This is a genomic window from Deinococcota bacterium, assembly GCA_030858465.1.
GTDB lineage: Bacteria > Deinococcota > Deinococci > Deinococcales > Trueperaceae > JALZLY01.
On sequence record JALZLY010000056.1, the window covers coordinates 1 to 14,429 of the forward strand.

Sequence of the window (14,429 nt, forward strand, 5' to 3'; positions counted from 1 at the left end):
GAGAGCACCTCGAGGCCCAAGACCGCCCCCGCCAGGGTGGCGCGGCGGTAGACGGCGTCGCGCTGCTGGGGTAGGCCGATCCAGAGGACGCGCCCGCGCCGCGCCAAGACCTCGTGGGCTCGCGCCATGAGAAAGCCCGTCTTGCCCGAGGCCGCCGGCCCGAGCAGCAGCTTGAGACGGCCCACCTCCCTGTTCGGCTCCAGGTTCGTCATCCTTTTACTATACCGGGCCATCCAGTCTTGGGACATCCGTCCCTCAGGTCTGACGCTGGAATATGGCAAGATGAAGAGGTCACGACGAAGACGCGGGCGGTGTCTGACCCAACGGGCACCTGGGTCTGCTCGTCCGGGTCTGTTGAGGAATAAGCACTTGCTCACCTAACTCACAATTGTGTAGCCTGGGCAGAGTGACTTGGAGCAGGGGAGGTCTAAGTGGCTGTGGCCAGCCCAGAAGGCTATGAGATAGCCGCAGCGATGCACGAGCCTATGTCTGAGCTTATCTTACCGCCGGTCCAGCGCAGGAGACGCCTTCTGTGCTGGTTTGTCAACGTCAAGCCCTCACCTCAGGGACCCCAGGGACCCCAGGGACCCCAGGGACCCCAGGGACCCCAGGGACAAGGTAAAGGACAAGGTAGCTGATGCCGCAAGTTTTTCCCAAAGTGTCCAACAGCGTTGCCAGGTACGGCATCTTAGGAGGCGTGGTCTTTCTGGCCGCGCTGCTCACCTTTATCGCCATGTTCAATCGCTCTTCGTTTGCCACCGGCGTCGGCCAGCCTATCGAGCAGCCCGTTCACTACAGCCACGCGCTTCACGTGGGCGAGCTCGGCCTGAGCTGCCTGTCCTGCCACACCTCGGTGCAAGACGGGCCCTTTGCCGGGATTCCTCCGACCCACACCTGCATGAGCTGTCACTCGCAGATTCTCACCGACAGCCCCGAGCTCGAGCTCGTGCGCGAGAGCTACGCCGAGAATGTTCCTATCGCCTGGAACCGGGTCCACAACTTAGCCGACTTCGTCTACTTCGAGCACAGCGCCCACGTCAACAAGGGCGTGGCCTGCGTCAACTGCCACGGCCGCGTCGACCAGATGGAGGTCGTCTACCAGGCCCGCAACATGTCCATGACCTGGTGCTTGAACTGCCACCGCGAGCCCGAGCGCTATATCCGGCCGCGCGAGGAGGTCCTCAACATGGCCTACGTGCCGCCCGCCAACCAGCTCGAGCTCGGGAGGACGCTCATCGATGAATATCACATCAACGTCAACAAGCTCACCAACTGCTCGACCTGCCATTATTAAGGGCTGCCCATGAAAGAGACCTTTATCAGTCTAGACGAGATCGAAAACCGCCTCGCACCCGCTTCCCAGGACGCGGAAGGACCCCTGAATATCGCCGCGCTGCGCGATTCTCTAGCCGGCAAGGGCGGCCGCGAGTACTGGCGCAGCCTCGAAGAGGTCGCCGACACGCCCGAGTTTCGCGCCTTTGTCGCCAAGGAGTTTCCGCCCGCGGCCCTGGAGGAGACGGGCGGGGTGAGCCGGCGCAACTTTCTGAGGCTGATGGGCGCGTCCTTGGCCCTGGCCGGGCTGACCGCCTGCATCCAGCGCCCCCGCGCCGGTGAACAGATCGTGCCCTACGTGCGCCAGCCCGAGGAGATCATCCCCGGCCGCTCGCTCTACTTCGCCAGCACCCTGACGCTCGGCGGCTACGGCCACGGCGTCCTGGTCGAGAGCCACATGGGCCGGCCCATCAAGGTCGAGGGCAACCCCGCGCACCCCGCGAGCTTGGGCGCCACCGACACCATGATGCAGGCCGCCGTCCTCACCCTCTACGACCCGGACCGCTCGAGGGAGGTCCGGCGCCGCGGCGTCACCGACGAGGAACCGGGCGTGGACATGTGGGAGCGCTTCTACACCGACCTCGCCAGTGCCGCGGACGACACCGCCATGAACCTGCGCATCCTCACCGATACCCTCACCTCGCCCTCGCTCATCGCCCAGATCAGGGAGATCTTGGAGCGCTACCCCAATGCGGTCTGGCACCAGTACGACGCCGCCGGCTTGGACAACGCCCGCATGGGCGCCGAACTGGCCTTTGGCGAGCCGGTGGGCGTGGTCTACGACTTTTCCCAGGCCGACGTAATCCTCTCGCTCGACGCCGACTTTTTGGGCGTCGGCCCCGGCAAGCTGCACTACACCCGCGCCTTCACGGACCGCCGCCGCGTGGCCGCGCAGGAAGTGGGCGACGAGGTGCTCAGCATGAACCGCCTCTACAGCGTCGAGAGCACGCCCAGCCTGACCGGCATCATGGCCGACCACCACTACACCGTGCGGCCCAGCCTGATCGAGACCTTTGCGCGAGCGGTCGCGGGCGAACTCGGCGTGGCCGCCGGCGAAGGCGGCGGCGAGCTGCCTGGGACCTTGAGCGCCTGGCTCGAGCCGCTGGCGCGCGACCTGGCAGAGAACGCCGGCCGCAGCCTGGTCGTCGCCGGTTATGACCAGCCGCCCATCGTCCACGCCCTGGCCCACGCCATCAACGAGACGCTCGGCAACGTCGGCACCACCGTCTTCTACACCGACCCCGTCGAGGCCGCCACCAGTGACAGGACGAGCAGCGGCGCCGCCTCACTGCGCGAGCTCACCCAGGCGATGGAGGCCGGCGGGGTCGATGCGCTCGTCATGCTCGGCGGCGACCCGGCCTATACCGCGCCCGCCGACGTAGACTTCGCTGGAGCGCTCGCCAACGTGCCGCTGTCGGTGCATCTCGGGCTCTTCGAAGACGAGACGGCGATTCTCTCCTCCTGGCACGTGCCCATGGCCCACGAGCTCGAGTCCTGGGGTGACGCGCGCGCCTTTGACGGCACCGCCTCGATCATCCAGCCGCTCATCGCGCCGCTCTACGGCGGCCGCAGCCAGCACGAGGTCCTGGCCATCCTCTTGGGCGACGTAGGGAGCAGCAACTACGAGCTGGTGCGCGCCTATTGGCAGGGACAAGTCGCGGAGGACTTCGACGGCTTCTGGCGCCGCGCCGTCCACGACGGCGTCATCGAGGGCAGCGCGCTGGCAGCGAGGGAAGTCAGCGTGCAGGCCGGCGCCCTGGACGCCCCGGCCGCGCCTGTTGCCATCGGCACCCTCGAGGTCGTCTTCAAGCCCGACCCCAACATCTGGGACGGCCGCTACGCCAACAACGCCTGGCTCCAGGAACTGCCCAAGCCGCTCACCAAGCTCGTCTGGGACAACGCCGCCATCGTCGGCCCCGCCACCGCCGAGCGCCTCGGCGTGAGCGCGACGCAGATGGTCACGCTCTCCTACAGAGACCGCAGCTTGGAGGCGCCCGTCTTCATCCTGCCCGGCCAGCCCGCCGACACCGTCACCCTGCACCTGGGCTACGGCCGCACCCAGACCGGGCGCGTGGGCACCGGCGCCGGTTTCAACGCCTACGCCCTGCGCACCGCCGACGCCCCGTTCTTCGGCCCCGGCCTGACGCTCGAGCCCGCCCGCGGCCGCCAGGTCCTGGTCACCACCCAGGACCACAACAACCTCTCCTACGGCCACTCGCCCGCCGTCATCGAGGAAGCCGGGCGCGCGGCCGACCGGCGCCACATCGTCCGCCACGCCACCCTGGAAGAGTACCGCGAGGACCGCGACGTCATCCACGACATGGGCCACCACATCGAGGGCTCGCTCTACCCCGGTTACGACTACACCTCCTACGCCTGGGGCATGGCCATCGACTTAAACACCTGCACGGGCTGCAACGCCTGCGTGGTGGCCTGCCAGTCCGAGAACAACATCTCGGTGGTGGGCAAGGACGAGGTGCGGCGCGGCCGCGAGATGCACTGGATCCGCATCGACCGCTACTTCTCGGGCGACATGGACCAGCCGCACGTCTACCACCAGCCCATGCTCTGCCAGCACTGCGAGAACGCGCCTTGCGAGGTGGTCTGCCCCGTCGCCGCCACCGTGCACAGCACCGAGGGCTTAAACGACATGGTCTACAACCGCTGCGTGGGCACCCGCTACTGCTCGAACAACTGCCCTTACAAGGTGCGGCGCTTCAACTTCTTCCACTACAGCCGGCTCGAGGACGACGCCCTCGACCTGTTCAGGAACCCCAACGTCACCGTGCGCAGCCGCGGCGTCATGGAAAAGTGCACCTACTGCGTGCAGCGCATCAACCGCGCGCGCATCGACGCCGAGAACCAGAGCCGGCGCATCCGCGACGGCGACGTGATCCCCGCCTGCGCCTCGGCCTGCCCCGGCCGGGCCATCGTCTTCGGCGACATCAACGACCCGGGCAGCGAGGTGAGCCGCCTCAAAAGCACCCACCTCAACTACGGGGTCCTGACCGAGCTCAACACCTGGCCCCGCACCAGCTACCTAGCGCGCCTGAACAACCCCAACCCCGAGATCGAAGCGTACCAGCCCGAGCAGCACCTCGCGTCTCGGCAGCAAGTGGAAAGGGCCTGATACCGTGGCGTCGAAAAACATGAAGGCGAACCAGGGGCTGGACGAGGGGCGCATCCTGGCGCCCGGTTACAGCTACGGCAGCGTCGAGGACACCATCAGTAGCATTCCCCTGACCGACCCGCGCAGGACCCCGCGCTGGTGGATTGGCGGCTTCGCCGTCGCCTTCTTGCTGCTCATGGTCTTTCTCTTCTCGGTCACCTATCTGATCGCCGTGGGTATCGGCATCTGGGGCGTCAACCAGCCCGTCGGCTGGGGTTTCGACATCATCAACTTCGTGTGGTGGATCGGCATCGGTCACGCCGGCACGCTCATTTCGGCGATCCTGCTCTTGGTGCGCCAGCAGTGGCGCACCTCGATCAACCGCTTCGCCGAGGCGATGACGCTCTTCGCGGTGGCCTGCGCGGGCGTGTACCCGCTTCTGCACTTGGGCCGCCCCTGGGTCTTCTACTGGCTCTTTCCCTATCCCAACCAGATGGGCCTGTGGCCGCAGTTCAACTCCCCCCTGATCTGGGACGTGTTCGCGGTATCGACCTACGCCACGGTGTCCTTGCTCTTTTGGTACGTCGGTTTGATTCCCGACCTGGCCACCCTGCGCGACGTCGCCAAGAACAGGTGGGCGCGGACGGCTTACGCTGTCGGCGCGCTGGGCTGGACGGGCTCGGCCCGGCACTGGAACCGCTACACCCGGGCCTATCTGCTCCTGGCCGCGCTGTCGACACCGCTCGTCTTGTCGGTGCACTCGGTGGTGAGCTTCGACTTCGCCATCTCGCAGCTGCCCGGCTGGCACAACACCGTCTTCCCGCCCTACTTCGTCGCCGGGGCCGTCTTCGCGGGCTTCGCCATGGTCATCATCTTAGCGATCCCGCTGCGCAAGTTCTACGGCCTAGAGGGCATCATCACCATGAAGCACTTAGACAACATGGCCAAGATCATCTTGGCGACCGGCACGGTGGTCACCTATGGCTACGTGATCGAGATCTTCACGGCCTGGTACTCGGGCAGCGAGTTCGAGCGCTATATGGCGCTAAACCGCCTCTTCGGGCCCTATGGCTGGGTCTTCTGGGCGCTCATCTTCTGCAACTTCTTGACCATCCAGCTCTTCTGGTTCAAGAGCATACGCTATAACCTCTGGGCGCTCTTCATCGTCTCGATCATCGTCTCGGTGGGGATGTGGCTCGAGCGCTTCGTCATCATCGTGATGAGCCTGCACCGCGACTTCCTGCCCTCGTCTTGGGGCATGTACGCGGGGACGTTTTGGGATTGGGCCACCTTCATCGGCACCATGGGGCTCTTCTTTACGCTCTTTTTCGTCTTCATCAGGGTGCTGCCGCTCATCGCCATTTCCGAGATGAAAGAGCTCGTCCATCACGAGGAAGGACATAAGCATTGAACGCCCGCTGCTGTTTAGGCTGCTGTTTAGGCCTCCCTTTAGGCGCGAGAGGAGATGAGGATGGCTACTAACCCGTCAAGCCCCGGCCCGGACATCTACCCAGACATCTACGGCGTCGTGGCGCGCTTCGACACCCCCGAGGATCTTGTCGCCGCCGCCGAGCGGGTGCGCGACGAGGGCTACAAGAAGATCGACGCCTACACGCCCTTTCCCGTCGAGGGCCTCACCGAGGCGCTCGGCGTCAGGCCCTCACGCCTGGGCTTTATCGTCTTGGCGGGCGGGATCACCGGCGCGCTCTTCGGCCTCCTGCTGCAGTACTTCGCCATGGTCTTGAGCCTTCCGGTCATCGTCTTCGGCCGGCCTCACTTCGCCTGGCCGGCCTTTATCGTACCGATGTTCGAGACCACCATTTTGTTCGCGGCCTTTTCCGCCGTCTTCGGCATGCTGATCATCAACGGCCTGCCCAGGCCCTACCACTCGATTTTCAACGCGCCCGGCTTCGAGGCCGCCAGCCGCGACGGTTTCTTTCTGGCCATCGAAGCCGACGACCCCAGGTTCGACCGGGAGCGCTCAAAGGCGCTCTTAGAGACCCTGGCGCCCGGTCGGGTGTCGGAGGTCGAACCCTGATGCCCCTGCTTTCTCTGCGCCCGCCTTCTCCGCGCGGCCTGCCGGCGCTCGCCGCACTCCTTGCCCTGGCGCTTCTTCTCTCCTCCTGCGGCCGGAACATGTACGATCAGCCCAAAAAGGACACCTACGAGCCCAGCAGCTTCTTCGAGGACGGCGCCTCGGCGCGCCCCCTCGTCGAGGGCACGGTGGCGAGGGGCTTTGACTTAGAGGACGAGCACCGCTTCCTGGGCACGGTGGACGGCCAGCAGGCCGAGACATTTCCCTACCTCGTCGACCGCCGCACCCTAGAGCGCGGCCAGGAACGCTACACCATCTTCTGCGCGCAGTGCCACGGCATCTTGGGCGACGGCAACGGCGTGGTGGTGCAGCGCGGCTTTCCGCAGCCCCAGACCTACCATAGCGACCGCCTGCGCCAGGCGCCGGTGGGCTACTTTTTCAACGTGATCAGCAACGGCTTCGGCCGCATGTACCCTTACGGCGACCGCGTGAATCCCGATGACCGCTGGGCGATCACCGCCTATATCCGCGCCCTGCAAGTCAGCCAGTCGGCGGACTTGGACGACCTCGCCCCCGGGGACCGGGAAAGACTGGAGAACATGAGATGAACGAGTCCCTGAGGCCGACTCTGGACCTCATTCAGCGGCGCGCGCTCATCGCCGGCGGCGTCGGCATGCTCTTGGCCTTGATCGGCGCGCTCTTCGGCCTGACGCCGTTTTTGCAGTCCTACCTCTACGCCTACTTTTTCTGGATCGGCATCGCGCTGGGCTCCTTGGCCTGGCTGATGATCCACCACACCGTCTGGGGCAAGTGGGGCTTTATCGCCCGGCGCATCCTCGAGGCCGCCGCTATGGTCATCCCGCTCATGGCCCTGCTGTTCTTGCCGATCCTCTTCGGCATGCCCTACCTCTTCCCCTGGGCGAACCCGGTCATCGCCGCCGGCGACGCCCTCATCCAGGCCAAAGCGGCCTACCTGAACGTGCCCTTCTTTGCCGTCCGGGCGGTTCTCTACTTCGTCATCTGGATCCTCTTGGCCTTTTTGCTCTACCACTGGTCGACCAGGCTCGACGAGACCGGCGACATGAAGTACCACCGCTACGCCAAGGTCCTGGCCCCGCCGGGCATCATCTTCTACTTTCTGGCCATGACCTTCGCCGCCTTCGACTGGGGCATGTCTTTAGACCCGCACTGGTTCTCGGGCATCTACGGGGTCATCTTCATCATCGGCCAGGGGCTCTCGGCGATGGCCTTCACGGTCGCCGTCCTCGTCCTGCTATCGCGCTACAAGCCGCTCTCGGAGGTCATCCACCCCAAGCAGATAAGCGACTTGGGCAACTTTCTTCTGGCCTTCACCATGCTCTGGGCCTACACCAGCTTCTCGCAGTTTTTGATCATCTGGTCGGCCAACCTGGGCGAGGACAACATCTGGTATCTGGTCCGCATGTCCGGCGGCTGGCGCATCCTGGCGCTCTTCATCGTCGTCTTTCACTTTTTCGTGCCGTTTTTCATCCTCCTGTCGCGGCGCGTCAAGAGAAACGCCCACGTGCTCACCACCGTGGCGCTGCTCATCATCTTCATGCGCGTCGTCGATCTCTTCTGGCAGCTGGTGCCCTCGTTCGGGCGCATCGGCTGGCAGCTCAGCCCGCTCGACCCGATCATGTTCATCGCCATCGGCGGCTTCTGGCTGGCCGCCTTCATCTGGCAGCTGAAGAGCCGCGCGCTCCTGCCCAAGTACGACCCGAAGATAGAGGCGGTCGCGGGGGTGCATCATGACTAGGGAGCACATGACCAGGGGGCAACCGACCGACAACCGCATGCTCAGGCTGGCGGGGCTGGCAGGAGCTTTGCTCATCCTCCTGCTCATCGTCGCCTCGATCCTTCTCTACGCCGATCACATGCGCGCCTATACCTATATCGAGCCGCCGCGCCAGGAGCAGGTGAGCGAGGCCGCCGAGGCGGTGCGCCAGCAGCGCGCCGCCGAGCAAGAAGTCCTGCGCTCCTACGGCTGGGTGGACGAGGGGGAGAGGATAATCCAGGTGCCCATCGAGCTGGCCATGGACCTGACCACGCAGCGCGGCGCCGACTTCGTCTTCGCCAGACCCGAACCCGCGGTGGCCGCCGCACCACCGGCCGCGCCCGCCGCCGCCGAGCTATTCAACGTGCTGGTAGACGCCGGTAACCTGCCCGAGAGCGCCAACTTCGTGACCATCCGCATGAGCTATCCCGACGGCGACGTGGTGACCACCGTGGAGATGCCCGCCGCTATCGAGCAGGTCGCGGTCGCGGGCACGAGCGAGGGCGAAGCGGTCACCGGCTCCGCCGAGACGGCCGAGGGCGTCTTCGACTGGGAGGCGACGGGCGAGCAGGCCTACAACGGCAACTGCGCGGCCTGTCACCAGGCCGAGGGCCAAGGCGTGCCGGGGGCCTTCCCGCCGCTCGCCGGCCACGCGCCCGAGCTCTACGGTGCCAGCCGCAACTACCCGATCAACGTGCTGCTCTACGGTTTGGTCGGCGAGATCGTGGTGGAGGGCCAGACCTACAACGGTCAGATGCCCGCCTTTGGCACCCTCGCCGACGAGGACATCGCCGCCATCCTCAACCACACCATGACCGCCTGGGGCAACGAGGCCGAACTCCAGGACTTCGAGCCTTATGTGCCCGGCGACGTCGCCGCCGAGCGCGGTGCAAACCTGAGCTCACAGGACGTCTACGCGCTCAGACAGGCTTTGGACCTCGAGTAGCCCAATCTTTCATCTCAAAGCCCTCAGCAGGAAGGCTTGCGGAGGGCTTTTTTACTTGCTGCTTAAGGAAGTAGGTGATGGCACGCCACTTCGCCTCCGTCTGCTCTAAAGCACTTCCGCCAACGCCTCCACCGTCGTGACCGGCAGCTTGCAGACCCCGCTCTCGCAGACGTAGGCCGTTGCCTTGCCCTCCACTCTGTCGCGCCCCTGCAAAAAGGGCAGGCGCGTTGTGAGAGGGTCGTCCGCGCCCTCGGCCAGGGCCAAGACCGTGTTGGGCAGGTAGCGGCCGTGAATAGATTGAAGCATCCTCTCCGTGCTCTCCTCTCCCCTCTCACCGAAGATGGCGATTTCGCGGGGGCCGGCCAGCAACCTGTCTACGACGGCCAGCATCAGGCCGAAGCCGTTGGGCTGCTGCTTCATCCCAGCCAGCATCGGTTTCAGACTGTTAGCGGCCAACTCCTCCCAGTCGCGCCTGTCAGTGTAGCGCGACAGGACCAGGAGCAACTCGGCGCTAGCGGCGTTGCCGCTCGGCACCGCGCCGTCGAAAAAGTCCTTGGGCCTGACGATGAGCTTTTCGGCGTCGTCGGCGGTGCTGAAAAAGCCGCCGTTGTCGGCGTCGTGAAAGTGCGTCACCATCACCTCGGCCAGCTCGAGCGCCCAGTCGAGCCACTGCGGCTCGAGCGTGGCGCGGTAGAGGGCCACCAGGCCGGTGCCGTAGTAGGCGTAGTCCTCCAATAGGCCCGCCACCGTCGCCCGGCCGTCCTTCCAGACGTGCAGCAGGCGGCCGCCCTCGACCATGTTGTCGCGCGCGAACTCGGCGTTCTTGACCGCGATATCCAAGTAGTCCCGCCGGTCCAGGATGCGCCCGGCGTCGGCAAAGGCGGCCAGCATCAGGCCGTTCCAGGAGAGGAGAATCTTGTCGTCCAAGCCCGGCCGGACGCGCCCTTCGCGCTCGGCCAGAAGCTTCTTGTCGATGTCGCGAATCTTCTCGGCCAGCCTCTCCGGGCTGAGCGAGAAGCGCTCGGCGACGGCGCGAGGGTCCCTGGGCACGAAGAGGATGTTCTTGCCCTCGAAGTTGCCGCCCGAGGAGACGCCGTAGTAGGCCCGCGCCAAGGCGGCGTCCTCACCCAAGGCCCTTTCGATTTCCTCGTCGCTCCAGACGTAGAACTTGCCCTCCTCACCCTCGGAGTCGGCGTCGAGGGCGCTGTAGAAGCCGCCGGAGGGGCCTGTCATCTCGCGCTTCACCCAGTCTAAAGTCTCCTCGGCGACCCCCTGGTAGAAGTCCCAGCCGGTGACTTGGTAGGCCTCCAAGTAGCGCTCTACGAGCTGGGCGTTGTCGTAGAGCATCTTCTCGAAGTGCGGCACCAGCCACCTTTCGTCTACGCTGTAGCGGGCGAAGCCGCCGCCTATCTGGTCGTAGAGGCCGCCGCGGGCCATCTTCTCCAAGGTGAGCTCGGCCATCGCCAATGCCCCCGCGTCGCCCGTGCGCTGGTGGCTGCGCAGGAGAAAGCCGAGCACGTGGTGCGGCGGGAACTTGGGCGCGCCCCCGAAGCCGCCGTGGCGGGAGTCGAAGTGTTGAGCGAGGGCTTTTAACGCCTCGTCCAAGAGCGTTTCGCTGAAGTCGCCCTCGGCGGGAGGAACGCTGCTGAGCTTCTGCAGGTGTTCGGTCAGCCCCGCGGCCGAGGCCATCACCTCGTCACGGCGGTTTCTCCAGGCGTCGGCCAGCCCGTCGAGCACGCGGCGGAAGCTGGGGCGGCCGTAGCGGTCGTCGGGCGGGAAGTAGGTGCCGCCGTAAAAGGGCTCACCGCCCGGCGTCAGGGCCACCGTCATCGGCCAGCCGCCCTGGCCGGTCATGGCCTGCACCGCGTTCATGTAGACGCTGTCCACGTCGGGCCGCTCCTCGCGGTCGACCTTTATGTTGACGAAGTCGCGGTTCATCCTCTTGGCCGTCGCCTCGTCCTCGAAGGACTCATGGGCCATGACGTGGCACCAGTGGCAGGCGGAGTAGCCGACCGAGAGCAGGACGGGCTTGTCCTCTTCTCTCGCCTTCTTAAAGGCTTCGTCGCCCCAAGGGTACCAGTCCACCGGGTTGTGGGCGTGCTGCTGGAGGTAAGGGCTGGCCTCGGCTGCGAGCCGGTTGGGTTTGCCGTTCGTGCTGTTCATGCTTAAGCCTAGACCCTGGCGGCCACCCGCCCCGTAAGGCAGCCCACGCTGGCGCCGTAGACTGGGCGGGGACAGACTAGGCAGGGGTAGACTGAGCAGGGGTAGACTGGGCTATGACCCTGGCCGACCTGCGCAAAGACTACCGCCTCAAGAGGCTCCACGAGGGCGACCTCGAGCAAGACCCTACCGACCAGTTCAAGGCATGGCTGGACGAGGCACTGGGGGCCCAGGTGCTCGAGCCCAACGCCATGACCCTGGCGACCGTGAGCGCCGCCGGCCGCCCCTCGGCGCGCACCATCTTGCTGAAGGGCCTGGACGAAGCCGGCTTCGTCTTCCATACCAACTACCAGAGCCGCAAGGCCGCCGAGCTGGAGGCCAACCCCTACGCCGCCTTGGTCTTCACCTGGCTCGAGCTCGAGCGCCAGGTGCGCGTCGAGGGTGCGGTGAGCAAAATTTCCCGCGAAGCCTCCGAGGCTTACTTCAGGAACAGGCCGCGGGGCAGCCAGCTGGGCGCCTGGGTGTCACGGCAGAGCAGCGTCATCGCGGGCTACGAGGTCTTGGAGGAGGCGCTGGCGGCGCTCGAGAGGCGTTTTCCCGACGAGGTGCCGCTGCCGCCCTTCTGGGGCGGTTACCGGCTGAAGCCCGACGCCGTGGAGTTCTGGCAGGGCCGGCCCAACCGCCTCCACGACCGCCTCCGCTACGAGCGGCAGGATGAGGGCTGGGAGATCCGGCGGCTCGCACCCTAATCCAGGCGGCCTCACGGTTCGCCTTCGCGGCAACCCTTATGATATAGGAGTGACCGGCTCCTTTTCTTTCCCACTCGCCTCCTCAGGGGGACAAGCTTGAACCATACGGTCTCGGGCCTCTTCTGGATCGGCCTCTATCTCCTCGTCGTCTTGGTCCCCATGTTCCTGATGCTCATCCGTCCCGTGCCCTCGGGCCGCGACTTCTGGCTCGAGTTCTCCATCGCCCTCGGTTTCGTCGGGCTCACCCAGATCGCCTTGCAGTTCGTGCTGATCGCCCGCTTCAGACGGGTGACCGCGCCCTACGGCATCGACATCATCTTGCAGTATCACAAGCAGATCGCCATGATCGCCGTCTTGCTCATCTTGGCCCACCCGACGATTCTCATGATCAACGACCCCTCGCGCCTCGAGCTCTTGAACCCTCTGAGCGGCACCTGGGCGAGCCGCAGCGGGCTGGCCTCGGTCTTTGCGCTCCTCTTAATCACCCTGCTCTCGGTCTTCCGCCAGCGAATCAGTCTCGACTACGAGGTGTGGCGGGTGACGCACGCGCTTCTAGCCATCACCGCGCTGGTCTTCGCCCAGCTTCACGTCACCTTTGCCGGCGTCTACATCAACACCCCCTGGAAGCACGCCCTGTGGATCGCCTTTGGCGCGCTCATGGTGGGGCTGCTGGCCTACTTGCGCCTGGTCAAGCCGGCCCTGCAGCGCCGGGCGGTCTACCGGGTCGCCGAGGTCAGGGAGGAGCGGGGCGACACCTACACCTTGGTGCTTACACCCGACGGGCACGAGGGCCTGCGCTTCGACCCCGGCCAGTTCGCCTGGATCAAGATTCACGATTCGCCCTACACCATCGAGGAGCATCCCTACTCCTTTTCCTCGTCGGCCGAGCGTCCGGGGCGGCTCGAGTTCGGCATCAAGGTTCTGGGCGACTTTTCCGCCGGCGTCAAGGACATTCCCCCCGGCAGCAAGGCCTATCTCGACGGCCCCCACGGCGCCTTTTCGGTGGACCGCTACCCCGCCGCCGGCTACGTCTTCTTGGCCGGGGGCGTGGGCATCACCCCGGTCATGAGCTCGCTCAGGACTCTGGCCGACCGCGCGGACCGCCGGCCGCTGCTGCTCTTCTACGCCGAGAAGACCTGGGACGGCGTCGCCTTTCGCGAGGAGCTGGAGGCGCTCGAGGACACGCTCGACCTGAAGGTGGTCTACGTGCTCGAGGAGCCGCCCGAGGACTGGCAGGGCGAGGAGGGCTTTGTCACCTCCGAGGTGCTCGACAAGCACCTGCCCGAGGAGAAGATCAAGCGCGAGTTCTTCGTCTGCGGCCCGGACGCCATGATGGACGCGGTCCAAGAGGCCCTGCTCGCGCACGGCGTAAAGGCCCAGAGCGTCCACATGGAACGCTTCAACCTGGTTTAACCAGCTGGTTTAAGGAGCCTATGCGCCACGCCTACGCCTACCGCATCGCCTACGTCATCGCCGCCATGCTGGTGCTGACCTCGCTCTTTTTCGCCTGGATCCGCAGCCAGCAGATCGTCATCGTGCTCGAGGAGGACACTCTGGTGGGAGAAGAGGTGACAGATATCGCCGACTTCGAGTGGCAGGCCTTGGGCGCCAACACCTACGACACCAACTGCGCCACCTGCCACGGCTCCGAGGGTCAGGGCCGCGACGTCTATCCGGGCCTCCAGGGAACCCCCGGCCTCCTTGCCGCCGAGGGTGGCCGGACCTTCCTCGTCGACATCATGCTCTACGGGCTCGAGAGCGATCGCCATGACGCCGCCATGCCGGCCTTCGACACCCTCTCGGACGCGCGCATAGCCGCCGTCCTCAACCACACGCTCACGAGTTGGGGCAACGAGGAAAGGTTGCCCGAAGACGCCGAACTCTACCTTCCCGGCGAGGTCGCCGAGGAGCGCGGCAAGGAGCTGAGCCCAGCGGACGTTGGCGAGATGCGGCGACAGTTGGGACCCTAGCGCCGGTGCGGGTTGGAAACGGCGGCCCGACTAGGCCTGTCAAGCGTGATAGACTCCTGCTACCTATCCTCTGGGTATCTGGTCCGGCAGCCGGACCACCTGACTCATCACCCTGACTCATCACCCTGACTCATCACGATGACGCCGACGACCGCCACTCCCTCTCCTAAGCGCTCACCAGCCCTGCGCCCGTGGGGCCTGCTCGCGCTCCTCACGGGCTGCGAGATGCCCATCGCGCTCGCTCCCCAGGGTCCCGCCGCCGCCGAGATGGCTCACTTGTGGTGGGTTCTCTTCTGGACCGCCGCGGTGGTGTCGCTGATCGTCTTCGCCCTC

General features: G+C 65.7%; 13 protein-coding genes. 11 read left to right on the plus strand and 2 right to left on the minus strand.

The window, feature by feature from the left end; all coding sequences use genetic code 11:
* On the minus strand, window positions 1-212 hold a 212-nt coding region (locus M3498_02780), incomplete at its 3' end, for a hypothetical protein (GenBank protein MDQ3458222.1).
* A gap of 425 nt (window positions 213-637) precedes the next feature.
* Here M3498_02780 and M3498_02785 point away from each other — a divergent pair.
* The 7 genes from M3498_02785 to M3498_02815 are packed head-to-tail and all read left to right on the plus strand — an operon-like array spanning window position 638 to window position 9,217.
* Complete coding sequence (locus tag M3498_02785) at window positions 638-1,294, plus strand: cytochrome c family protein (GenBank protein ID MDQ3458223.1); 657 nt, start codon at window positions 638-640, stop codon at window positions 1,292-1,294.
* 9 nt (window positions 1,295-1,303) lie between these two features.
* Entirely contained in the window at window positions 1,304-4,462 is a 3,159-nt protein-coding gene (locus tag M3498_02790) for a TAT-variant-translocated molybdopterin oxidoreductase (protein ID MDQ3458224.1), read from the plus strand.
* A gap of 19 nt (window positions 4,463-4,481) precedes the next feature.
* A complete protein-coding gene (gene nrfD, locus M3498_02795) occupies window positions 4,482-5,852 on the plus strand; it encodes a polysulfide reductase NrfD (GenBank protein ID MDQ3458225.1) in 1,371 nt (456 codons plus the stop codon).
* Between the two features lie 60 nt (window positions 5,853-5,912).
* Window positions 5,913-6,479 (plus strand): DUF3341 domain-containing protein, encoded by a 567-nt coding sequence (locus tag M3498_02800; protein MDQ3458226.1) that lies wholly within the window; start codon window positions 5,913-5,915, stop codon window positions 6,477-6,479.
* Window positions 6,479-7,084 carry a cytochrome c gene (locus M3498_02805; GenBank protein ID MDQ3458227.1) on the plus strand — a complete coding sequence of 202 codons (606 nt, stop codon included), beginning with the start codon at window positions 6,479-6,481 and terminating at the stop codon, window positions 7,082-7,084. The genes M3498_02800 and M3498_02805 overlap by 1 nt, the downstream gene beginning before the upstream one ends.
* Complete coding sequence (locus tag M3498_02810; protein ID MDQ3458228.1) at window positions 7,081-8,253, plus strand: hypothetical protein; 1,173 nt, start codon at window positions 7,081-7,083, stop codon at window positions 8,251-8,253. Before M3498_02805 ends, M3498_02810 begins: the two co-directional genes overlap by 4 nt.
* Window positions 8,246-9,217 (plus strand): cytochrome c, encoded by a 972-nt coding sequence (locus tag M3498_02815; protein ID MDQ3458229.1) that lies wholly within the window; start codon window positions 8,246-8,248, stop codon window positions 9,215-9,217. The genes M3498_02810 and M3498_02815 overlap by 8 nt, the downstream gene beginning before the upstream one ends.
* A gap of 105 nt (window positions 9,218-9,322) precedes the next feature.
* Here the strand turns inward: M3498_02815 and M3498_02820 are convergent, their stop codons facing one another.
* Complete coding sequence (locus tag M3498_02820) at window positions 9,323-11,380, minus strand: thioredoxin domain-containing protein (protein MDQ3458230.1); 2,058 nt, start codon at window positions 11,378-11,380, stop codon at window positions 9,323-9,325.
* 113 nt (window positions 11,381-11,493) lie between these two features.
* Here M3498_02820 and pdxH point away from each other — a divergent pair, with 113 nt between their 5' ends.
* The 4 genes from pdxH to M3498_02840 form a co-directional block, all read left to right on the plus strand.
* Complete coding sequence (gene pdxH, locus M3498_02825; GenBank protein MDQ3458231.1) at window positions 11,494-12,126, plus strand: pyridoxamine 5'-phosphate oxidase; 633 nt, start codon at window positions 11,494-11,496, stop codon at window positions 12,124-12,126.
* A gap of 96 nt (window positions 12,127-12,222) precedes the next feature.
* On the plus strand, window positions 12,223-13,539 hold the full coding sequence (locus tag M3498_02830; GenBank protein ID MDQ3458232.1) for a ferric reductase-like transmembrane domain-containing protein: 1,317 nt from the start codon (window positions 12,223-12,225) through the stop codon (window positions 13,537-13,539).
* Window positions 13,540-13,559: 20 nt separating this feature from the next.
* A complete protein-coding gene (locus tag M3498_02835; GenBank protein ID MDQ3458233.1) occupies window positions 13,560-14,096 on the plus strand; it encodes a cytochrome c in 537 nt (178 codons plus the stop codon).
* 138 nt (window positions 14,097-14,234) lie between these two features.
* The coding region (locus M3498_02840) for a cytochrome c oxidase subunit II (GenBank protein MDQ3458234.1) at window positions 14,235-14,429 on the plus strand (195 nt) is incomplete at its 3' end.